This is a genomic window from Streptomyces cyaneofuscatus (assembly GCF_000718135.1).
Lineage (GTDB): Bacteria > Actinomycetota > Actinomycetes > Streptomycetales > Streptomycetaceae > Streptomyces > Streptomyces cyaneofuscatus.
In genome coordinates, this window is the sequence record NZ_JOEM01000029.1 from 33,228 (window position 1) to 54,124 (window position 20,897).

A 20,897-nucleotide genomic window follows, 5' to 3' on the forward strand; every position below is an offset into this window, starting at 1 on the left:
CTCACGCCTCCTTCGGTTCGGTGGAAGCGCTGACACGGCGCGAGCGGCGCAGCGGCGGCTGGGCGCCGAGCCGCTTCGGGTCCAGACCGGACCAGGAACCGCCCTGGGAGAAGAACTTCGTCCGGCCCATCAGCGTCATCAGGGGCTTGGTGAAGAAGAACACCACGACGACGTCGAGCAGCGTGGTCAGGCCGAGCGTGAACGCGAAGCCCTGGACCTTGCCGACGGTGACGAGGAAGAGCACCGCGGCCGCCAGGAACGAGACGAAGTCGGAGACCAGGATCGTGCGCCGGGCCCGGGGCCAGGCGCGCTCGATGGCCGGGCGCAGGGTGCGGCCCTCGCGGATCTCGTCTCTCACGCGTTCGAAGTACACGATGAACGAGTCCGCTGTGATGCCGATCGCGACGATGGCGCCGCAGACCGCCGGCAGGTTCAGCGCGAAGCCGATGGCCGGGCCCAGCAAGGACATGATCGTGTACGTCAGGATGCCGGAGACCAGCAGGCTGAGCAGGGCGATGAACGCCAGCCCGCGGTAGTAGGCGACCAGGTAGATAACGACCAGTGCCAGACCGATGCCGCCGGCGATGAGGCCGCCCTTGAGCTGCTCGCTGCCGAGGGCGGCGGTCACGGTGGTGACGCTGACCTCCTCGAAGGTCAGCGGGAGCGCACCGTAGGAGAGGATGTTGCCGAGGTCCTCGGCCGACTGCTGGTCGAAGCTGCCGGAGATCTGGGCGTTCTTGCTGAGCGCCGTGCGCACCGACGGCGCGGAGACGACCTCGCCGTCGAGGACGATGGCGAACTGGTTCATCGGAGGCTGCTGCTGCGAGAGCCGGCTGGTGATCGTCTGGAACTTCTTGGCGCCGGCGGAGCTGAACTCCATCGACACGATCCACTCACCGGTCTGCTGGTCGATGGCGCCCTGGGCGTCGTCGACGTCGCCACCGGAGACCTCGGCCGGGCCGAGGATGTACTTCTCGTAGCTGCCGGGGACGTTCGAGCCACAGGCGACGATGGAGTCGGTGGGCAGGGCGTCCTTGCCCGCCGCCGCGCGCTGCTCGGGGTCGGCGCAGTTGAGCTTGGTGAACTCCTCCTGGAGCTTGGCCGTCGCCGGGTCCGCGGAGGGCGATGCCTCGGGAGAGTCGGACGGCTTGGGCTCGGCGGAGTTGGTGGGCGTCGGGGTGGGGGCCTTCTTGAGGCCCTCGCTGACCGCACGGCCCTGGGTGGTGGCGCTCGGGGAGGGAGTGGCCTCCTCGCCGGTGGCCTCCTCACCCTTGTCCTTGTCCTTGTCGTCCGACGTGGCGGACTCACCGGGCTTCGGCGTGGCGCTGCCCGAAGGGGTGGGAGAGCCGGAGGGCGCGGGCTGCTCGGGGCCGCTCGCCGCCACCGTCAGAACGGGCCGGAAGTAGAGCTGGGCGGTCGTACCGACCTGCTCCCGGGCCTGCTCGGAGTTGGTCCCCTTGGGGATGTTGACGATGATGTTGTCGCTGCCCTGGGTCTGGACCTCTGCCTCGGAGACGCCCAGACCGTTGACGCGCCGCTCGATGATCCCGACCGCGGTGTCCATGTTGGTCGGGTTGATCGCGTTCGGCTTGCCGGGCTGGTTCTTCGCCTTGAGCGTGATCGACGTCCCGCCGGCGAGGTCGATGCCCAGCCTCGGCGTGGTGTGCCCGGACAGGAACATCCCGCCGGCGAGCGCGACCATGGCGATGAGGATGATGACCAGGGCACGCCCCGGCCTCCCCTGACCGCCGGACGGCCCTCGGCCCTTCTTGGGTGCTGCCACCTTCTCGTTTCTCCCTGTCCAACCGCCCCGCGCCGGGTACGCGCCCGAGCGGCCACGAAGTGTTGTGGGGACCCGCCCCCGCAGACGACCTGCACGGTCCCGGGGACGCCGCGCGCCGGTGGGCGCGCGACGTCCCCGGGACCGTGAGAACTACTTGGTGTCGGCCTCGCCGTCGGCCTTGCCCTCGCCCTTGGCGTCCTTCACGTCCTTGGCCGCCGCGTCCTCGGTCCCGGTCTCGGCGTCCTTGTCGGCCGCCTCGTCCTTGCCCAGGTCGATCTTGGCGATGTCCGCCTTGTCCGCGTCGGGCTCACCGGTCAGCGAGGAGGCGTCGTCGGGAACGACCGTGCCGTCCGCGTCCAGCTCCTCGTCGTCGCCGTGCACGATGCGGTTGTACTCCGCGTCGTCCAGGACGGCACCGATCGCGTTCTTCGCGTAGATGGCATGCACGCCGGGGGCGACCTCGAGGAGCACGGTGTCGTCGTGGACTTCCTTGACGGTCGCGTACATGCCCCCGATCGTCCGGACGCCGGTGCCGGGCTGCATGTCGTTGCGCATCTGCGCGGCCGCCGCCTGCTTCTTCTTGGCGGAGCGGGTCATCAGGAACATGGCCCCGATGAGCACGATGAAGGGGAGGAGAGTCAAGATATCCACGGGACGGGAATTCCTTCGCACGACCGCGCTGGAATGCGGCCTGTATTTACGGGGGTGGGTACACCGACCTTTAAGGGCGGCATCGGCGGAGTCTAGATGAGTCCGCATCGTTGGAACAACGCCCAGCATGGCACCGGGGTTCCTGCGCACGCGAACCTGTGACACATCACGCCCCGAACAGGCCCTCTTGTCCCCTTACGCCGTGCTGCGGCGGTACAAGCCCCAGGTGTGCCCAGGCAGCCGGGGTCGCCACCCGCCCGCGCGGGGTCCTGGCCAGCAGTCCTTCCCGTACGAGGAAGGGCTCGGCGACCTCCTCGACGGTCTCGCGCTCCTCCCCCACGGCGACCGCGAGGGTGGACAGGCCGACCGGTCCGCCGCCGAAGAGCTTCAGCAGGGCGCCGAGCACCGCGCGGTCCAGCCGGTCGAGTCCGCGGGCGTCGACCTCGTACACCTTCAGGGCCGCGGCGGCGATCTCCCGGTCGATGATGCCCTCGGCCTTGACCTGCGCGTAGTCCCGGACGCGCCGCAGCAGGCGGTTGGCGATACGGGGGGTTCCCCGGGAGCGGCCGGCGATCTCGGCGGCGCCGTCGACGTCGATCTCGACGTCCAGGAGACGGGCGGAGCGGTGGATGACGCGCTCCAGCTCGGTGGGGGCGTAGAACTCCATGTGGCCGGTGAAGCCGAAGCGGTCGCGCAGCGGGGGCGGCAGGAGTCCGGCCCGGGTGGTGGCGCCGACCAGGGTGAACGGGGGCAGTTCAAGGGGGATCGCGGTGGCGCCGGGGCCCTTGCCGACGATGACGTCGACGCGGAAGTCCTCCATCGCCATGTAGAGCATCTCCTCGGCGGGCCGGGACATGCGGTGGATCTCGTCGAGGAAGAGGACCTCGCCCTCCTGGAGGGAGGAGAGGATCGCCGCGAGGTCGCCGGCGTGCTGGATGGCGGGGCCCGAGGTGATCCGGATCGGGGCGTTCATCTCCGCCGCGATGATCATCGAGAGGGTGGTCTTGCCCAGGCCCGGGGCGCCGGAGAGCAGCACGTGGTCAGCGGTGGCCCCGCGGGCGCGGGCCGCCTTGAGGACCAGGTCGAGCTGTTCGCGGACCTTCTCCTGGCCGACGAACTCCTCCAGGTCCTTGGGGCGCAGGGCCGCCTCGACCGCGGTGTCCTCGCCGTCCGCGTCCGCGTCGACCAGCCGGTCGTCGAAGACGGTCCCGGTGGGCTCGTCGGTCTCGGGTCCGGTCTCGTCCCAGTTCATTCAGGGGCCTCTTCGGTGGTTCGGTGCCGGTCAGCGTGCGCGGTTGAGAGTCTGCAGGGCGGCCCGCAGCAACTGCGGCACGGGGGGTGCGGTGCCCTCGGCGACGGCGGCCTCGGCCTGCGGGGCCACGGCGCTGACGGCCTCCTCGGCCTCGCGGCTCGCGTAGCCGAGGCCGATGAGCGCGGCCTGGAGCTGGTCGCGCCAGCCGGCGGCGTGGGGTGCGGCGACGCCCTGCTGGCCGATGTGCGCGCCGACCGGTGCGCCGAGCCGGTCCTTGAGTTCGAGGAGCAGCTTCTGGGCGCCCTTCTTCCCGATGCCGGAAACGGCCGTGAGGGCCTTCTCGTCGCCGGTGGAGACGGCGAGGCGGAGCGCGTCGGGGCTGTGGGTGGCGAGCATGGCCTGGGCGAGGCGGGGGCCGACGCCGCTGGCGGTCTGGAGCAGCTCGAAGACCTGGCGCTCGTCGTCGTCGGCGAAGCCGTACAGGGTGAGGGAGTCCTCGCGGACGACGAGGGAGGTGGCGAGCCTGGCCTCCTGGCCGAGGCGCAGGCCGGCCAGGGTCTGCGGGGTGCACTGGAGGGCCATGCCGATACCGCCGACCTCGATGACGGCCGTGGTCGGGGCGAGGGCGGCCACCGGGCCGGAGACGAAGGCGATCATGCGGTGGGGCCTTTCAGCGTGCGGGGCGTGCGGGATGCGCCAGGGGTACGGGAGATGCCGGGCGTGGGCTGCGTACGGGACGAGCCCAGCGTGTGGGGCGCTCCTGAGGTGCGGTGGGCGGCGACCGCCTGCTGGAGCCGGTTCTGTGCGGGTGCCCGCCAGATGTGGCAGATCGCGAGCGCCAAGGCGTCGGCGGCGTCGGCGGGCTTGGGCGGCGCGTCCAGCCTCAGCAGCCTCGTCACCATGGCGCCTACCTGTGCCTTCTCCGCACGGCCCGATCCGGTGACGGCGGCCTTGACCTCGCTGGGCGTGTGCAGGGCGACCGGGATGCCCCGGCGGGCGGCGCACAGCATGGCCACCGCGCTGGCCTGGGCGGTGCCCATCACCGTACGGACGTTGTGCTGGGCGAAGACCCGCTCCACGGCCACGTAACCCGGGGAGTGCTCGTCCAGCCACTCCTCTATCCCGCGCTCGATGGCGACGAGCCGGTCGCCGAGCTCCGCGTCGGCAGGGGTGCGCACGACGCCGACGCCGATCATGGTCAGCGGGCGGCCCGCGACCCCTTCGACCACGCCGACACCGCACCGGGTCAGCCCCGGGTCAACCCCAAGAACCCGCATGGAGCCCCCCTGTCCTTGACGCTCGCCCTGCCCACTCGTTCATCTGTTCCCGCAGGCTATCGGCTCGCGCTGACAATCCGTCGCAACCGAACCGTCGCGACCGACAAGACGACGGGCCGACGGGGTGTGCCCCCGTCGGCCCGTCGTCACGTCGCAGCGAGCTGTGCCGGTCGCGCCTCAGGCGTCGACCTTCTCCATGACCTCGTCCGACACGTCGAAGTTGGCGAAGACGTTCTGCACGTCGTCGCTGTCCTCCAGCGCGTCGATGAGCTTGAAGATCTTGCGCGCGCCCTCTTCGTCCAGCTCGACCTGCATGGTCGGCAGGAAGTTGGCCTCGGCGGAGTCGTAGTCGATGCCCGCCTCCTGGAGCGCGGTGCGCACCGCGACCATGTCGGTGGCCTCGCTGACCACCTCGAAGGTCTCACCGAGGTCGTTGACCTCCTCGGCACCCGCGTCGAGCACGGCGCTGAGGACGTCGTCCTCGCCCAGCTCGCCCTTGGGGACGATGACGACGCCCTTGCGGTTGAAGAGGTACGAGACGGAGCCCGGGTCGGCCATCGAGCCGCCGTTCCGGGTCATCGCGACACGTACGTCGGAGGCGGCACGGTTGCGGTTGTCGGTGAGGCACTCGATGAGCACCGCGACACCGTTGGGGCCGTAACCCTCGTACATGATCGTCTCGTAGTCGGCGCCGCCCGCTTCGAGACCGCCGCCGCGCTTGACCGCGGAGTCGATGTTCTTGTTGGGGACGGAGCTCTTCTTCGCCTTCTGGATGGCGTCGACGAGGGTCGGGTTGCCATCGGGGTCCACGCCGCCGGAGCGGGCCGCGACCTCGATGTTCTTGATCAGCTTCGCGAAGAGCTTGCCGCGCTTGGCGTCAATCACGGCCTTCTTGTGCTTCGTCGTAGCCCATTTAGAGTGGCCGGACATCTGCCTTCTCCTTCGCGTCACCAAAATCGAGTCGAACCCGAGAGATCCTACCGGGGTCCGCTCACTTCACTGCGCGCACCATCTCCACGAACAGAGCGTGCACGCGATGGTCGCCGGTCAGTTCGGGATGGAACGACGTGGCGAGGACATTTCGCTGCCGTACGGCCACGATGTGGCCGCCGTGCTCGGCGATGACCTCGGCCTCGGCCCCGACGGACTCCACCCAGGGGGCACGGATGAAGACGCCCTCCACGGGGCCACCGTCGATCCCGGCGACCTCGACCGCGGCCTCGAAGGACTCGTTCTGCCGGCCGAAGGCGTTGCGCCGCACGATCATGTCGATGCCGCCGACGGTCTCCTGGCCCGACCGCGGGTCCAGGATCTTCTCGGCGAGCAGGATCATCCCGGCGCAGGTGCCGTAGACCGGCATCCCGGCCCGGACCCGCTCGCGGAGCGGCTCCATCATGCCGAAGAGGACCGCCAGCTTGGACATGGTGGTGGACTCGCCGCCAGGGATGACCAGGCCGTCGACCTCGGCGAGCTCCTCGGGGCGCCGGACCGGCCTGGCCTGGGCGTCAGCCGAGGCCAGGGCGATCAGGTGTTCCCGTACGTCGCCCTGGAGAGCCAGAACGCCGATCACAGGGGTGTCGCTCATCAGTGGTTACCAGCCGCGGTTGGCGTAGCGCTCGGACTCGGGCAGGGTGTCGCAGTTGATGCCGACCATGGCCTCGCCCAGGTTGCGGGAGGCGTCCGCGATGACCTTCGGGTCGTCATAGAAGGTGGTGGCCTTCACGATGGCGGCGGCGCGCTTGGCCGGGTCGCCGGACTTGAAGATGCCGGAGCCGACGAAGACGCCCTCGGCACCGAGCTGGCGCATCAGCGCGGCGTCGGCCGGGGTGGCGACACCACCGGCGGAGAACAGCACGACCGGCAGCTTGCCGAGCTCGGCGACCTCCTTGACCAGCTCGTAGGGGGCGCGGAGGTCCTTGGCGGCGGCGTACAGCTCGTTGTTGTCGAAGCCGCGCAGACGGGCGATCTCGTTCTTGATCTGGCGCAGGTGGCGGACGGCCTCGACGACGTTGCCGGTGCCGGCCTCGCCCTTCGAGCGGATCATGGCCGCGCCCTCGGCGATGCGGCGCAGGGCCTCGCCCAGGTTGGTGGCGCCGCAGACGAAGGGGGTGGTGAAGGCGAACTTGTCGCTGTGGTTGACCTCGTCGGCCGGGGTCAGGACCTCGGACTCGTCGATGTAGTCGACGCCGAGGGACTGGAGGACCTGGGCCTCGACGAAGTGGCCGATGCGGGACTTGGCCATGACCGGGATGGAGACGGCCCCGATGATCTCCTCGATCATGTTGGGGTCGGACATCCGGGCCACGCCGCCGTCCTTGCGGATGTCGGCCGGGACTCGCTCCAGGGCCATGACGGCCACGGCGCCCGCGTCCTCGGCGATCTTCGCCTGCTCGGCGTCGACGACGTCCATGATCACGCCGCCCTTGAGCTGCTCGGCCATGCCGCGCTTGACGCGGGCGGTGCCGATGGCGGGGGACTCGGCGGACTGCGGGGTGCTGGGAAGCGTGGACACGGGACCTCACTCGGTGAAAGACGCTGAATTACTGCATCGCCGAGCAAACGCTGCGGGACCGGTCCACAGCAAGGGCCAATAGGGAGGCCGTGGATCGTTTTGGCCCCGTATCCTCTCCCGGCTCAGGTCCCGGGGCGGTCCGGCCTCAGGTCCCGGGCCGGTCCGCCCTCAGGTTCCGGGGCGGTCCGGCCTCAGGTTCCGGGGCGGTCCGCCAGCGCCACCGGCGGGGCGTCGTCCATCTCGAAGGCGAGCGGGAACGGGGCGTGTCCGGCCAGCCGGAACAGCCGTACCGTACGGTGCCGGCGCAGGGCGCGGGCGGCGCGCACGGAGTCGTTGTGGAAGCGCCGGGCCATCGGTACGCGGCGTACGGCGGCGGCCAGTTCGGTGGCCGCGTCCTCCCCGCCGGGGACCTCCTTCACCGCCTCCACCTGGGCCGGTTCGCCGAAGACGGCGCGCAGGGCGGTGCTCAGCTCGCTCTCGGCGACCTCGCGGTGGTCCTCCTCGGCCTGCCGGGCGGCGTGCGCGGCCTCGTACAGCACGATGGAGGCGGCCGGGTCCAGGACGCCGGAGGTGGCCAGCTCCTGGGTGACCGAGGCGCGGCGCAGGAGTTGGGCGTCGAGCGCGGCGCGGGCGGCGTCGATCCGGGAGTGCAGGCGGTCCAGGCGGCCGGCGGTCCAGCTGAGGTAGACGCCGATCGCGATGAGGGCGACGACGATCCAGACGAAGAGGGTTACGGTCACGGTCGCACACGCTACCGTCGACGCGGCCCCGTCCTTTCACGGGAACCCGCCTGGTACACGTCCCCTCAGTCCCGCGCCAGCCCGAACCGGGCCCGCAGCCCCGACCGCTCGTCCTCCGCCACCGAGGCGGCCCCGTCCGTCACCGTCTCGTACACCGCGAGGATGTCGGCCCCGACCGTCGCCCAGTCGAAGCGCCGCACGTGCGCCTCGCCCCGCTCCCGCAGCCCGGCCCGGCGCTCCGGGTCGCCCAGCAGCCGGATCGCGGCGGCGGCCAGCGCGTCGGCGTCCTCGTTGGCGAAGAGGTCGCCCGCCGCCCCCTGGTCCAGCACCTGCGCGAAGGCGTCCAGGTCACTGGCGAGCACCGGCGCTCCCGCCGACAGCGCCTCGACCAGGATGATGCCGAAGCTCTCGCCGCCCGTGTTCGGGGCCACGTACACATCGACGCTGCGCAGCAGCCGGGCCTTGTCCTCGTCGCTGACCATGCCGAGGAACTCCACGCGCTCACGCAGCTCCTTCGGCAGCGATGCCACCGCCTCCTCCTCGTCGCCGCGCCCCGCGACCAGCAGCCGGGCCTCGGGGTGGGCGGCGAGAATGGCGGGCAGCGCCTTCATCAGGACGGGCAGCCCCTTGCGGGGTTCGTCGATGCGGCCGATGAAGCCGAGGGTCTGGCCCTGCCACTCGGCCTTCGGCTCGGCCTTGGCGAAGAAACCGACGTCGACGCCGTTCGGGATGACCACGGCGTCCCCGCCGAGGTGCTCGACCAGGGTGCGCCGCGCGTACTCGCTCACCGCGATCCGCGCGCTGATCTTCTCCAGGGCGGGCTGGAGGATCGGATACGCGGCGATCATCGCCCGGGAGCGCGGGTTGGACGTGTGGAAGGTGGCCACGATCGGCCCCTGCGCCGACCAGCAGGCGAGCAGACCGAGCGAGGGGGAGGTCGGCTCGTGGATGTGGATCACGTCGAAGGTGCCGTCATGGAGCCAGCGGCGGACCCGGGCGGCCGAGAGGAAGCCGAAGTTCAGCCGGGCGACGGAGCCGTTGTACGGGACGGGGACGGCCCGGCCCGCCGAGACGACGTAAGGGGGCAGCGGGGTCTCGTCGTCGGCCGGGGCCAGGACGGAGACGGTGTGGCCGAGCCCGATGAGGTGCTCGGCCAGGTCCCGGATGTGGAACTGCACGCCGCCGGGGACGTCCCAGGAGTACGGGCAGACGATGCCGATCTTCACGCGCGCTCTCCCCGGGGGTCCAGGTCGTCCAGCCAGAGCCGCTGGAGCATGTGCCAGTCCTCCGGGTGTTCGGCGATGCCGCCGGCGAAGGCGTCCGCCAGCCCTTGCGTCATGGCGGCGGTCTTCTCGGCGCGGGTGCCTTCCTCCGGCACCTCGATCGCCGGGTGGACGCGGGCCCCCATGACCGGCGTGCCGTCGTACCAGAGGGTCACCGGCAGCAGCAGCGCGCCCGTCTGCTGGGCGAGGAGCGCCGGGCCGGCCGGCATCCGGGCGGTGGCGCCGAAGAACGACACCTCGACCCCGGAGGCGGAGAGGTCCCGGTCGGCGACCAGGCAGATCAGGCCGCCCGCGCGCAGCCGCCGGGCCAGTGTGCCGAAGGCGGCGCCGCCGCTGTGCGGCAGGACCTCCATGCCGAGGCCCTCGCGGTAGGCGACGAACCGGTCGTAGAGCGTCGCGGGCTCCAGCCGCTCTGCGACGGTGGTGAAGGGGACCTTCAGGTCGGTGGTGACCCAGGCGCCGGCCAGGTCCCAGTTGCCGAGATGCGGCAGGGCGACGATCACGCCCTTCCCGGCGTCCAGGCCCTCGGTCAGGTGATGGACGTCCTTGACGTCGATGCTCGCCTTGATGCGCTCCGGGGTCCAGGTGGGCAGCCGGAACGACTCCATCCAGTACCGCATGTACGAGCGCATCCCGGCCTTGGACAGCTCGGCCAGCCGCTCCGGGCCCGCGTCCGGGACGACCCGCGCCAGGTTCGACTCCAGGCGGAGCACGCTCTTGCCGCGCCGCTTCCAGGTCCGGTCGGCGATGGTGCGGAAGAGGGCTGCGGCGGCGGGCTCGGGCAGCTTCTTCACGGCGCCCCAGCCGAGTCCGTACAGACCGTCGGTGATCCGGCCCTTGAGCGCGCTCACCGGTCGGCCCCGCTCCCCTGCCCGGCCGGTCCCTCGGCGCCGGAGACGGCGGCGGCCGCGTCGGCCTCCGCGGATTCGCGGCGCACGGTCACCACGCGCTGGATCAGCGTCACCAGGGAGCCCGCGGCGACGATCCACAGGGCGATCGGGAGCAGGATGTCGATGTGCGGGACGCCGAAGGCGTGGAGCCCGGCGAGACCGGCGGCGACCAGCGAGATGACCAGGCGTTCGGCGCGCTCCACCAGCCCGTTCACCGCGACCGGCAGGCCGATCGACTCGCCGCGTGCCTTGGTGTACGAGACCACCTGGCCGCTGGCCAGGCAGAAGATGGCGACGGCGCAGAGGATGTTGTCGTCACCGCTGCCCGCGTACCAGAGGGCGAAGCCGGCGAAGATCGCCCCGTCGGCGACCCGGTCCAGCGTCGAGTCGAGGAACGCGCCCCAGCGGCTGGAGATCCCGGCCTGCCGGGCCATGTTGCCGTCGACGAGGTCGGAGAAGACGAAGAGCGTGATGACGATGGTGCCCCAGAAGAACTCCCCCATCGGGAAAAAGACCAGCGCACCTGCCATCACTCCGGCCGTGCCGATGAGGGTGACCGCGTCGGGGCTGACCCCGAGGCGGAGCAGCAGGGCGGCGAACGGGGTGAGGACACGCGTGAAAAATGCACGCGCGTACTTGTTCAGCATGGCTTTCCCGAGGGTTCGGTTGGCCGAGCGGCCCCTTCGGCCACCGGCTGGCCCATCGTAGTCACGACCGGTGCCCTCCACCGGACGGGCACCCGCCCGCAGGGGTGTCACGGGCAAGCGCGCCCCGCGCCCGACGTATGGACGCGTCGGCGCCCTGGTGCCAAGCTCGAAGGACCGAGGCCGCCTCGGCGGCTCCCCGTATCCGCCATCCAGCGCGGTCGGCTGCTCCCCCTCCCGTACCGCGTCGTCCACCGGGAGGCACACCATGGGCGAGAAGACGCACGCACACCCCGGGGCCGCCGGAGGAGTACCGGCGGCCGGCCACCCCTCCGCCGTACGGAACGTGGTGCTGGTCGGCCACAGCGGATCGGGCAAGACCACACTGGTCGAGGCCCTGGCCCTGACGGCGGGGGCGCTCAACCGGGCGGGCCGGGTCGAGGACGGGGCGACCGTCTCCGACCACGACGAGATCGAGCGGCGCCGGCACCGCTCCGTCCACCTCTCGGCGGTTCCGGTGACGTGGGACGGCTGCAAGGTCAATCTGCTGGACACTCCCGGGTACGCCGACTTCGTCGGGGAGCTGCGGGCCGGTCTGCGGGCGGCGGACGCGGCCCTCTTCGTCGTCTCGGCGGCCCAGGAGGCCGAGTCCGTGGCCGCGACGACCCGGGCGGTGTGGGAGGAGTGCGCGCTCGCCGGGATGCCCCGGGCGATCGTCGTCACCCATCTCGACACCGCGCGCACCTCCTTCGAGGAGATGACGCGGATCTGCGCGGAGACGTTCGGCGGGGACGACCCCGATGCCGTCCTGCCTCTGTATCTGCCGGTGCTCGGTGCCGAGGCCGCCGACGGGCACGCCCCGCTCACCGGGCTGACCGGGCTGCTCACGCAGCGGATCCTGGACTACTCCTCCGGGGAACGGGCCGAGCTGCCGCCCGCACCGGACCAGGAGGAGGCGCTCGCAGAAGCCCGTGATCGGCTGATCGAAGGGATCATCGCCGAGAGCGAGGACGAGTCGCTGATGGACCGGTACCTCGACGGCGGAGGCGAGAGCATCGACATATCGACACTGATCACCGATCTGGAGCGGGCCGTCGCCCGGGGCGCCTTCTTCCCCGTACTGGCCGCCGCGCCCGCGGCCGAGGGCGCCCGGCAGGGCATCGGCACGGTGGAGCTGCTGGAACTGATCACGCGGGGCTTCCCGACCCCGCTGGAGCGCACTCCGCCCACCGTCACCACACCCTCCGGCTCGCCCAGGACCGCCCCGGCCTGCGATCCGGAGGCCCCGCTGCTGGCGGAGGTCGTCAAGACGTCGTCCGACCCGTACGCGGGCCGCATCTCGCTGGTGCGGGTCTTCTCCGGCACCCTGCGGCCCGACGACACCGTGCACCTGTGCGGCCACGGCCTGGACGCGGCGGGCCAGGAGCCGCGCCCCTGTCATGAGGCGGAGGTCCGGGTGACGTCCCTGACCTCGCCGTTCGGCCGGCAGCAGCACCCGGTGGACCGGTGCGTCGCGGGTGATCTGGTCTGCGTGGCCCGGCTGGGCGAGGCGGAGACCGGCGACACCCTCTCCGCCTCCGGGGACCCGGTCCTCATCGAGCCCTGGTCGACCCCGGACCCGCTGCTGCCGACGGCCGTGCGGGCGCACGGGAAGGCGGACGAGGACAAGCTCTCCCACGCGCTGGCGCGGCTGGTCGCGGAGGACCCCACCCTGCGCCTGGAGCAGAACCCGGACACCCATCAGGTCGTCCTGTGGTGCCTGGGCGAGGCCCATCAGGAGGTCGCCCTGGACCGGCTGCGCAGCCGCTACGGCGTCCAGGTCGACGCCGAACCGCACCGGGTCGCGCTCCGCGAGACGTGTCGCGGACGGGGGGCCGGGCGCGGACGGCATGTCAAACAGTCCGGCGGGCACGGCCAGTTCGCGATCTGCGAGATCGAGGTGGATCCGCTGCCGGCGGGCAGCGGCATCCAGTTCGTGGACAAGGTGGTCGGCGGGTCGGTGCCGCGTCAGTTCATCCCGTCGGTGGAGAAGGGCGTACGGGCCCAGGCCGCCCGAGGGCTGTCCGCCGGGCACCCGCTCGTCGACGTACGCGTCACGCTGCTCGACGGCAAGGCACACTCGGTGGACTCCTCCGACGCCGCCTTCCAGACGGCGGGTGCGCTGGCTCTGCGTGAGGCGGCGGCGGACGCCCGGCTCCTGCTCCTGGAACCGGTCTGCGAGGTCACCGTGCTGGTCCCGGACGACTATGTGGGCCCGGTGATGAGCGACCTGTCGGGGCGGCGCGGCCGGGTGGTGGGCACCGAGCAGAGTCCGGGCGGGCGCACCCTCGTACGGGCCGAGGTGCCGGAGACGGAGATCGGCCGGTACGCACTCGACCTGCGCTCCCTCACCCACGGCACCGGCCGGTTCGACCGTACGCACGCCCGGTTCGAGGCGATGCCGCAGCAGCTCGCGGAGAAGGTCCGCGCAGAACTGTCGGACGCCCCCTAGGGCACGGATCACCCGGCGCGTGACCGGCGCACTGTCGCAAACGGCCCCCGCGTCCCGGTGGGTGACGGACGGTGCGGCGGTCCGGACGATACGCTGTGGGCGCAGCTCAGAAGGTATGCCGCGTACGGTAGTTGGGCACACCGCAGGAGCAGACCGTGCGGCGAGTGGGGGCGACAGACAGTGGCCAACGACGTATTCGACTTCTCACCCGGGGCGCAGATCCCGATCCAGGGGTCCGGCGGCCAGTCGGTGGCGACCAATGCCCTGGCCTCGGCCGCGTACCGGGACAGCCCGGTGGACGTGATCCTCGACGCCAACAGCGAGTGGCACAAGTCGACGGTGAAGCCGGGGGCCTCCAAGCTCTTCAAGTCCGACTACTTCAAGCCGAATCTCGGCGAGGCCTTCTCCCGGGCGGTCCAGGAGCGGATGCTGGGCGGCTCCCGCAAGGCTCTCATCCAGTCCTTCGGCACCGATCCGCAGACGGTGGTGGAGCACTGCCTGTCGGCGACCAACCTCCGTAAGGCGCGCGACACCCGGCTCACGCTGATCACGGCGGTGTTCGGCTTCCTCTTCCTGCCGGGCATGATCGCCTGGGTCATCGCCTTCCGGATCAAGGACGCGCTGGCCAAGTCCAAGGACGCCGCGTTCCGGGCGGTCGGCACGGTGCTGCTCGCCGCGTTCGGGATCGGCGCGCTCATCCTGCTGTGGAAGCTGCCGACGGACGGTTTCTGGCCGCTCTACGTGCGAGGGGCGATCGTCGCGCCGCTGATCGGCTGGTTCCTCGCCAAGCGGGTCGCGGAGACCTCCGCCCGCGATCTGCGGGCCCGCTGGGACGGGCTGCTGTCCGGCACCGGGGTGATCGCCAAGATCCCGGAGGCGGTGCCGAAGAACCCCAACGAGACGGCGCGCGAGGCGCTGCGCCAGGGGCTGGAGAAGCTCTCCGCCGAACAGCAGTCCAACGCCGTCTTCTACGCCGGTCCCAAGGGCATCCTCGGCATGGGCACCCGGTGGGGCAGCTGGCAGCTGGCCGAGGAGCTGACGCCGAAGGACCCGACGAAGGAGATCCACCAGTTCCGCAGCTGGGACCTGATCCGGATCATCCACGACCAGCTGAAGATGCTGGAGCGCGGCCCGCTCAACACCGGCGGCTTCCCCAAGCCGTCCGTGAAGCACTGGATCGTCTCCCCCATCGGTGAGAACGCCGACTCCGTCTCCCGTCCCGAGGGGGAGGACGTCGCGACCTTCCAGGTGAAGCCGCACGAGATACAGCGGATCTGCAACCACCAGCAGTTCGGCAGCGGCGACCGGCACTACCTGGGCGTGCAGTTCACTCTCTGGGACGGCCAGCTCGTCATCACGATGATGATCACCGTGACCGTGCTCCACGAGACACTGCGCATCGAGGTCACCGGCCACGCGCTGGGCCCGGTCCACGGGCTGTTCTTCGCCAAGCCGGCCGCCCGGACGAAGACCGTCAACAAGACCGTGAGGTTCTGGGAGACCCGGGACATCCAGCTTCCGGTGGTGGAGGCGAGGGAGGTCGTCCGGCTCGCGCTGCGGGCGCCCTTCACCTGGTATCCGCCGGTGCTGGACTACCTGGGCGGCAAGATCGTGCTGCCGGAGCCCTTCGGACTGCGGCACGCCTGGGCCGCCAAGCCGTGGAACCACCGCTTCATGGCGGACGACGCGATGCGGGCGGCAACCCCGGTGCTGCGCGTGGTCCACTCGGCGGCGATGCGGGTCCTCGCGGAGAACGGCGTGGACACCGAGCGCTTCGACAACCGCTCGATGATACTGAGCGGCCTCGTCCAGGACCCGTCCCCGCGCAAGGCGGACGTGTACGACGCGTAGACCGGCGTACGTACGGAAGAGGGGCATCCGTACGGGGAAGAGGGGCGCCCGGAAAAGCCCGGGCGCCCCTCTTCCTCGTACAGGCTCGACTACTCGGCCGGCCAGGCGCCCGCCAGCATCGTCCGGGTGTCGCCCAGCAGCTGCGGCAGCACCTTGGTGTGGCCTATGACCGGCATGAAGTTGGTGTCCCCGCCCCAGCGCGGCACCAGGTGCTGGTGCAGATGGGCGGCGATCCCGGCACCGGCGACCGAGCCCTGGTTCATCCCGATGTTGAAGCCGTGCGCCCCGGAGGCGGCGCGCAGGGCCGCCATCGCCCGCTTGGTGAAGTCCGCCAGCTCCGCCGTCTCCGGGCCGTCCAGCTCCGTGTAGTCGGCGACGTGCCGGTAGGGGACGACCATGAGGTGGCCGCCGTTGTACGGGTAGAGGTTCAGCACCGCGTAGACGTGCTCGCCGCGCGCCACCACGAGCCCGTCCTCGTCGGATTTCGCCGGAATCGAACAGAACGGGCAGCCGTCCTCGGCGCCCGGGCCGCTCGGCTTGTCCTGACCCTGGATGTACGCCATCCGATGGGGCGTCCACAGACGCTGAAACGCGTCCGGCGTCCCCACGCCGATCTGCTGCTCCGGCTCACTCGTCATGCCGATCAGCATATTGCGTCACCCGCGCGGAGCGTGTCGCCGGGGCCGCACCGCTCGGCCGCCCGCGATGCTGAGGCGATGAGCCAGCGCCCCGCCCCGGAGGCCCCCGCCCGGCTGACCCGCTGGGAGCAGCGCACGGAGCTTCCGCTCTTCGCCGCCTCGCTTCTCTTCCTCGCCGGGTACGCGTTCCGGGTCCTGGCCCCGCACGACGCGCAGCCGTGGCACGACCTCTCCGTGATCCTGGTCTGGTCGACGTGGCTGATGTTCCTGGCGGACTACGCGGTACGGCTGCGCCTCAGCGGCCTGGGCGCACGCTTCGTCGGCGTGCGCTGGCTGGACACCCTGGTCCTGCTGCTGCCGCTGCTGCGCCCGCTGCGGATGGTCAAGGTCTACTCGGCGGTGCAGCAGCGCCACGACCGGCCGCGGCTGAACCTGTACGCGAGGGTGATGTCGTACGCGAGCCTGAGCGCCGTCCTGCTCGGCTTCTCCGCCTCGCTCGCGGTGTACCGCCTGGAGCGCGATGCCCCGGGGGCCTCCATCCGGACGTTCGGGGACGCGTTGTGGTGGGCGTGCGCGACGCTCTCGACGGTCGGTTACGGGGATGCCGCGCCGGTCACGTTCTGGGGGCGGACGGTGGCGGCGGGGCTGATGGCCTGCGGTCTCGCGCTGCTGGGGGCGGTGACGGGGTCGTTCTCGTCGTGGCTGATCCAGGTGTTCACACGGGAGGACGAGAAACGGCCCCCGGAGCGGGGTTAGCGCTCCGAGGGCCGTGCCCCGATGAGGTGATCAGACCTGTACGCGGTCCTCGACGGCCTTCGCGATCTTGGCGATGGCCTCGTCGACCGGGATGCCGTTCTCCTGCGAACCGTCGCGGTAGCGGAAGGAGACGGCACCGTTGGCCATGTCCTCGTCACCAGCGATGATCATGAAGGGCACCTTGGCCTTCTGCTGGTTGCGGATCTTCTTCTGCATCCGGTCCGAGGAGGCGTCCACGTCCACCCGCAGCCCCTGCTTGCGCGCCTTGGCGGCGAACTCCTGGAGGTAGGGGATGTGGGCGTCGCCGATCGGGATGCCGACCGCCTGGACCGGGGCGAGCCAGACCGGGAAGGCGCCCGCGTAGTGCTCCAGCAGCACGGCGAAGAAGCGCTCGATGGAGCCGAACAGGGCACGGTGGATCATGACCGGGCGCTGCTTGGAGCCGTCCGGGCCGGTGTACTCCAGGTCGAAGCGCTCCGGCAGGTTGAAGTCGAGCTGCACGGTCGACATCTGCCAGGTACGGCCGATGGCGTCCTTGCACTGCACGGAGATCTTCGGGCCGTAGAACGCGGCGCCGCCCGGGTCCGGGACCAGGGGCAGACCCTGCTTCTCGGCGACCTGGCGGAGCGTCTCGGTGGCCTCTTCCCAGGTCTCGTCGGAGCCGACGTACTTCTCCGGGTCCTTGGTGGAGAGCTCCAGATAGAAGTCGGTGAGCCCGTAGTCGCGGAGCAGGTTCAGCACGAAGGTGAGCGTGCGGTCGAGCTCCTCCGCCATCTGCTCCTTGGTGCAGTAGATGTGCGCGTCGTCCTGCGTGAAGCCGCGCGAGCGGGTCAGGCCGTGCACGACGCCCGACTTCTCGTACCGGTACACCGTGCCGAACTCGAAGAGGCGCAGCGGCAGTTCGCGGTAGGAGCGGCCGCGCGCGTCGAAAATCAGGTTGTGCATCGGGCAGTTCATCGGCTTGAGGTAGTAGTCCACCCCGTCGTCGAGCTGCATGGGCGGGTACATGCCGTCGGCGTACCAGTCCAGGTGGCCGGACTTCTCGAAGAGCTTGCCCTTGGTGGCGTGCGGGCTGTAGACGAACTCGTAGCCCTCCTCCTCATGACGGCGGCGCGAGTAGTCCTCCATGGCCCGGCGGATGACGCCGCCCTTGGGGTGGAAGACCGCGAGGCCGGGGCCGATCTCGTCGGGGAAGGAGAAGAGGTCCAGCTCGTTGCCGAGCTTGCGGTGGTCGCGCTTGGCGGCCTCCTCCAGGAACTCCAGGTGCGCCTTCAGCTCGTCCTTGGTCGGCCAGGCGGTCCCGTAGATGCGCTGGAGCATCGGGTTCTTCTCGCTGCCGCGCCAGTACGCCGCGGCGTTGCGCATCAGCTTGAACGCCGGGATGAACCGGGTGGTGGGCAGGTGCGGACCGCGGCAGAGGTCCTTCCAGCACAGGTCACCGGTCTTGGCGTCCAGGTTGTCGTAGATGGTCAGCTCACCGCCGCCCACCTCGACATCCGCGCCGTCGTCCGAGGAGGCGGAACCCTTGATGCCGATGAGCTCCAGCTTGTACGGCTCGTTCGCGAGCTCCTCGCGGGCGGCCTCGTCGGAGACCACGCGGCGGGAGAACTTCTGGCCCCGCTTCTGGATCTCCTGCATCTTCTTCTCGATGGCCTTGAGGTCCTCGGGGGTGAACGGCTTCTCGACGTCGAAGTCGTAGTAGAAGCCGTCCTTGACCGGCGGGCCGATGCCGAGCTTGGCCTCGGGGAAGAGCTCCTGCACGGCCTGGGCCATGACGTGCGCGGTGGAGTGGCGCAGGATGTCGAGGCCGTCCTCGGAGGAGATCTCCACCGGCTCGACGGACTCGCCGTCCTGGAGCTCGTAGGAGAGGTCCTTCAGCTCGCCGCCGATGCGCGCGGCGACGACGGTGCGCTGACCGGGGAAGAGCTCGCCGGCCGTCGTGCCCGTCGTCACCACGTGCTCTTCCCGCTCGGAATCGCGTTGGATGATCACACGGACGTCTGACACCGGTCTCTCCTGACTGAGGGGGATGCCTGCCTTCATCTGGCAATGCAATACGAATCGTACCGAGCCCCCAGCCCCCGATGCGAACGCCTTCCGGGCCGGGCTACGGCTCCTCCCCCGCGCACGCCTCCTCGAAGAAGTCCACGTTCTCCTGGAGCGACTTCATCAGCCGGTCCCGCTCCGCCTCGTCGACCTGCACGGGCGCCACCTGCGAAGCCCCGGTGAGCCGCCGGAAGCCGCCCCGCCGCTCCAGCCGACCCTCCACCCGCAGCGGCAGCCCGACGAGGTGGGCGTGGCCCGCGATCCGGTACGCCTCCTCGTCCAGCTCCACCCGGACATGCGCGACCTCCGCCCCCGCCAGCACCCGCAGCCGTACGATCCCGGCGCCGCGCGGCCCCGAGCGGCGCAGCCGGACCACCGCGCCGGTGATCCGGACGGGGACGGCGGGCTCCTCGCGGAGGTAGCGGGCCCCGGCGCAGCGCAGGGCGGGCAGGTCGCCCGGGGAGAACTCGACGGGTGCGGGGCGGGCCGGGCAGCCGTCCGGGGTTCCGGCGGCGGGCGCCCACCGCAGGTCGATCCCGGCCCCCTCGCTGCCGCGCACCAGGGTCACCAGCGCCTCGGTCAGCTCCCGGCTGACGCCCGCCGCCACCGCGCTGTCGAACGCCTCCATGCCTCCGGTCGCCCGCTGGTAGTCCACCGCCTCCCGGGTGGCGTGCAGGGCGTGGCAGAGCTGGACGGCCACGGCGCGCCCGGACTCGACGGGCACGAACGCGGTGAGCCGGCGCCCGCCCGGCGCGGGCCCGATGAGGGTGCCGTCCAGCGCCGCCCGGGCCTTCCTGCGGTGCCGGGCCCCGTGGTAGCCGGCCCGGCCGCGGGCCGCGAGCGCCCCGGCGAGGAGGATCTGCCGGGCCGCCGAGCGAAGCTCCTCCGCCTCGGCCCACCCCGAGGCGCCCGCCGCCCCGGCCGCAGATTCGGGGACCTCGCGCCACCAGCGGACCTCGTCACTGGGCACGGCGAGCGCGACCAGGATGTCCTGGGCGGACGGGGCGGCGCTGCGGGAGAGCGCGGTGAGCGCCTCGGCCAGCAGATCCTCGGCGTCGGGGAAGGCGGCGTTCTCCGGGACCAGCAGACTGGCGCCCGCGGAGGGTCCGGGCGGGGCCCACCGGCTGTAGCGCCCGGCCGCTCCCCCGCGCCGCTGCCAGCCGTACCGGTGCAGCAGCGCGGTGAGCACCGCCGGGTCGGGCAGGGGAGTGCCGTCCCCGTCCGCGGCGGCGTACTCCCTGCTCACGGCGGGGTGCGCCCGGGCGCCGAACAGCTCCGCCGGGCCCGTCGGTTCGTCCATCGACCGGTGCATCAGGGTCTCCCTCCGGCCCCGACCCGGGCCATGATGTCGCAGAGTGCGCGGTCGTCGAAGATCCGTGAGGTCGGGATGCGCACGGTGGTCCGGTACCGGCCCGTCACCGCGTGGCCGGCCAGGTTGGTCCAGTAGCAGCAGTGCCGCAGATCGAGGCTGCCGGGCCCGGCGCTCAGCCACTCGTCCTGGCTGCGGGGCACGATCATCACCACCAGGATCTTGTGCACCGAGACCGGAGTGCGGGCCAGCTTGACGAGATGGGCGTTGTCGAGCGTGAAGGAGAACGCCCCGCCCGCCGGGTGCGGCGGTATCTGGTAGGTGCACTTGAGCTGCACCTTGATGGTCACTTCGTCGTCGACCGTGTGGGCGGCGGCCCCGTGGCTGACGTGCCAGTCGATGCCGTTGTCGGGGAAGGGCTGGGACAGCGAACACCCCGCCGCCGCCGCGACCGCGTGCAGGTAGCCCACCTGGAGGGTCTCCATACAGGCGGTGGTGGCGAGGGAGCCGCGCAGCGGTGCGTCGTTCCGCTGCTCCACCGGCCCGAACCCTTCGGCGCGGGCGGGCCCTCCTGGATCGGGCTGCGCGAGCGCCATGGCCCCGTATGCCTTCCGGACGTGCCGTCAGAAGTGACGTCGTATGAGGTGGAGGAGCAACTGCCTTGGCTCCTACCTGTGTTGTCACCGCAGGAGAACGCCCGCAAACGGCGTATCAGGCAAACAGCACGGGTATCACCGATATCGGGCAGAGGAATCATTCCATCTGCCGCGCAGG

Annotated in this window: 19 protein-coding genes; 3 read left to right on the forward strand and 16 right to left on the reverse strand. The window is 71.2% G+C overall.

Annotation, left to right across the window (positions count from 1 at the left end):
• Nucleotide 1: 1 nt before the first annotated feature.
• The 12 genes from secD to pgsA all read right to left on the reverse strand — a co-directional run bounded on the left by secD (nucleotide 2) and on the right by pgsA (nucleotide 11,035).
• Nucleotides 2-1,783 (reverse strand): protein translocase subunit SecD, encoded by a 1,782-nt coding sequence (gene secD / locus IF17_RS0132970; protein ID WP_030574167.1) that lies wholly within the window; start codon nucleotides 1,781-1,783, stop codon nucleotides 2-4.
• A gap of 150 nt (nucleotides 1,784-1,933) precedes the next feature.
• Entirely contained in the window at nucleotides 1,934-2,434 is a 501-nt protein-coding gene (gene yajC, locus IF17_RS0132975) for a preprotein translocase subunit YajC (protein WP_030574170.1), read from the reverse strand.
• Nucleotides 2,435-2,600: 166 nt separating this feature from the next.
• The gene (gene ruvB / locus IF17_RS0132980) at nucleotides 2,601-3,686 is read right to left on the reverse strand and encodes a Holliday junction branch migration DNA helicase RuvB (protein WP_030574173.1); all 1,086 of its coding nucleotides are present in this window, start codon (nucleotides 3,684-3,686) and stop codon (nucleotides 2,601-2,603) included.
• Nucleotides 3,687-3,716: 30 nt separating this feature from the next.
• Nucleotides 3,717-4,343 (reverse strand): Holliday junction branch migration protein RuvA, encoded by a 627-nt coding sequence (ruvA, locus tag IF17_RS0132985; protein WP_018515231.1) that lies wholly within the window; start codon nucleotides 4,341-4,343, stop codon nucleotides 3,717-3,719.
• Entirely contained in the window at nucleotides 4,340-4,963 is a 624-nt protein-coding gene (gene ruvC / locus IF17_RS0132990; protein WP_030574176.1) for a crossover junction endodeoxyribonuclease RuvC, read from the reverse strand. The genes ruvA and ruvC overlap by 4 nt, the downstream gene beginning before the upstream one ends.
• A 177-nt stretch (nucleotides 4,964-5,140) precedes the next feature.
• A complete protein-coding gene (locus IF17_RS0132995; protein WP_030574179.1) occupies nucleotides 5,141-5,893 on the reverse strand; it encodes a YebC/PmpR family DNA-binding transcriptional regulator in 753 nt (250 codons plus the stop codon).
• Between the two features lie 61 nt (nucleotides 5,894-5,954).
• Nucleotides 5,955-6,548 carry a pyridoxal 5'-phosphate synthase glutaminase subunit PdxT gene (pdxT, locus tag IF17_RS0133000; RefSeq protein ID WP_030574182.1) on the reverse strand — a complete coding sequence of 198 codons (594 nt, stop codon included), beginning with the start codon at nucleotides 6,546-6,548 and terminating at the stop codon, nucleotides 5,955-5,957.
• 6 nt (nucleotides 6,549-6,554) lie between these two features.
• On the reverse strand, nucleotides 6,555-7,475 hold the full coding sequence (gene pdxS / locus IF17_RS0133005) for a pyridoxal 5'-phosphate synthase lyase subunit PdxS (RefSeq protein ID WP_030574184.1): 921 nt from the start codon (nucleotides 7,473-7,475) through the stop codon (nucleotides 6,555-6,557).
• A gap of 191 nt (nucleotides 7,476-7,666) precedes the next feature.
• A complete protein-coding gene (locus IF17_RS0133010; RefSeq protein ID WP_018515236.1) occupies nucleotides 7,667-8,215 on the reverse strand; it encodes a membrane protein in 549 nt (182 codons plus the stop codon).
• Between the two features lie 65 nt (nucleotides 8,216-8,280).
• Nucleotides 8,281-9,441, reverse strand: coding sequence for a glycosyltransferase family 4 protein (locus IF17_RS0133015; RefSeq protein ID WP_030574187.1), 1,161 nt, complete (start codon nucleotides 9,439-9,441; stop codon nucleotides 8,281-8,283).
• Nucleotides 9,438-10,349, reverse strand: coding sequence for a phosphatidylinositol mannoside acyltransferase (locus IF17_RS0133020; protein WP_030574190.1), 912 nt, complete (start codon nucleotides 10,347-10,349; stop codon nucleotides 9,438-9,440). The genes IF17_RS0133015 and IF17_RS0133020 overlap by 4 nt, the downstream gene beginning before the upstream one ends.
• Nucleotides 10,346-11,035, reverse strand: a complete 690-nt coding sequence (pgsA, locus tag IF17_RS0133025; protein ID WP_030574193.1) for a phosphatidylinositol phosphate synthase — start codon at nucleotides 11,033-11,035, stop codon at nucleotides 10,346-10,348. Before pgsA ends, IF17_RS0133020 begins: the two co-directional genes overlap by 4 nt.
• Nucleotides 11,036-11,300: 265 nt before the next feature.
• Here pgsA and IF17_RS0133030 point away from each other — a divergent pair, with 265 nt between their 5' ends.
• Together IF17_RS0133030 and IF17_RS0133035 are read left to right on the forward strand one after the other, a co-directional pair.
• On the forward strand, nucleotides 11,301-13,523 hold the full coding sequence (locus tag IF17_RS0133030) for an elongation factor G-like protein EF-G2 (protein WP_030574196.1): 2,223 nt from the start codon (nucleotides 11,301-11,303) through the stop codon (nucleotides 13,521-13,523).
• 180 nt (nucleotides 13,524-13,703) lie between these two features.
• Nucleotides 13,704-15,374, forward strand: a complete 1,671-nt coding sequence (locus IF17_RS0133035; RefSeq protein WP_030574198.1) for a hypothetical protein — start codon at nucleotides 13,704-13,706, stop codon at nucleotides 15,372-15,374.
• An 89-nt stretch (nucleotides 15,375-15,463) separates the two neighbouring features.
• On the opposite strand, the gene IF17_RS0133040 is transcribed toward IF17_RS0133035, so the two are convergent.
• Nucleotides 15,464-16,024: an HIT family protein gene (locus tag IF17_RS0133040; RefSeq protein WP_018515242.1), complete on the reverse strand. Its 561-nt coding sequence runs from the start codon at nucleotides 16,022-16,024 to the stop codon at nucleotides 15,464-15,466.
• Nucleotides 16,025-16,090: 66 nt separating this feature from the next.
• On the opposite strand from IF17_RS0133040, the gene IF17_RS0133045 reads away from it, so the two are divergent.
• Nucleotides 16,091-16,768: a potassium channel family protein gene (locus IF17_RS0133045; protein WP_030574200.1), complete on the forward strand. Its 678-nt coding sequence runs from the start codon at nucleotides 16,091-16,093 to the stop codon at nucleotides 16,766-16,768.
• 30 nt (nucleotides 16,769-16,798) lie between these two features.
• Here IF17_RS0133045 and thrS read toward each other — a convergent pair whose 3' ends face one another.
• From thrS to IF17_RS0133060, 3 genes are all read right to left on the reverse strand, one after another.
• Nucleotides 16,799-18,775 (reverse strand): threonine--tRNA ligase, encoded by a 1,977-nt coding sequence (gene thrS, locus IF17_RS0133050; protein WP_030574203.1) that lies wholly within the window; start codon nucleotides 18,773-18,775, stop codon nucleotides 16,799-16,801.
• A 100-nt stretch (nucleotides 18,776-18,875) separates the two neighbouring features.
• Nucleotides 18,876-20,126, reverse strand: a complete 1,251-nt coding sequence (locus tag IF17_RS0133055) for a hypothetical protein (RefSeq protein WP_030574206.1) — start codon at nucleotides 20,124-20,126, stop codon at nucleotides 18,876-18,878.
• Complete coding sequence (locus tag IF17_RS0133060) at nucleotides 20,126-20,719, reverse strand: DUF4365 domain-containing protein (protein ID WP_030574207.1); 594 nt, start codon at nucleotides 20,717-20,719, stop codon at nucleotides 20,126-20,128. The genes IF17_RS0133055 and IF17_RS0133060 overlap by 1 nt, the downstream gene beginning before the upstream one ends.
• Nucleotides 20,720-20,897 lie beyond the last annotated feature (178 nt).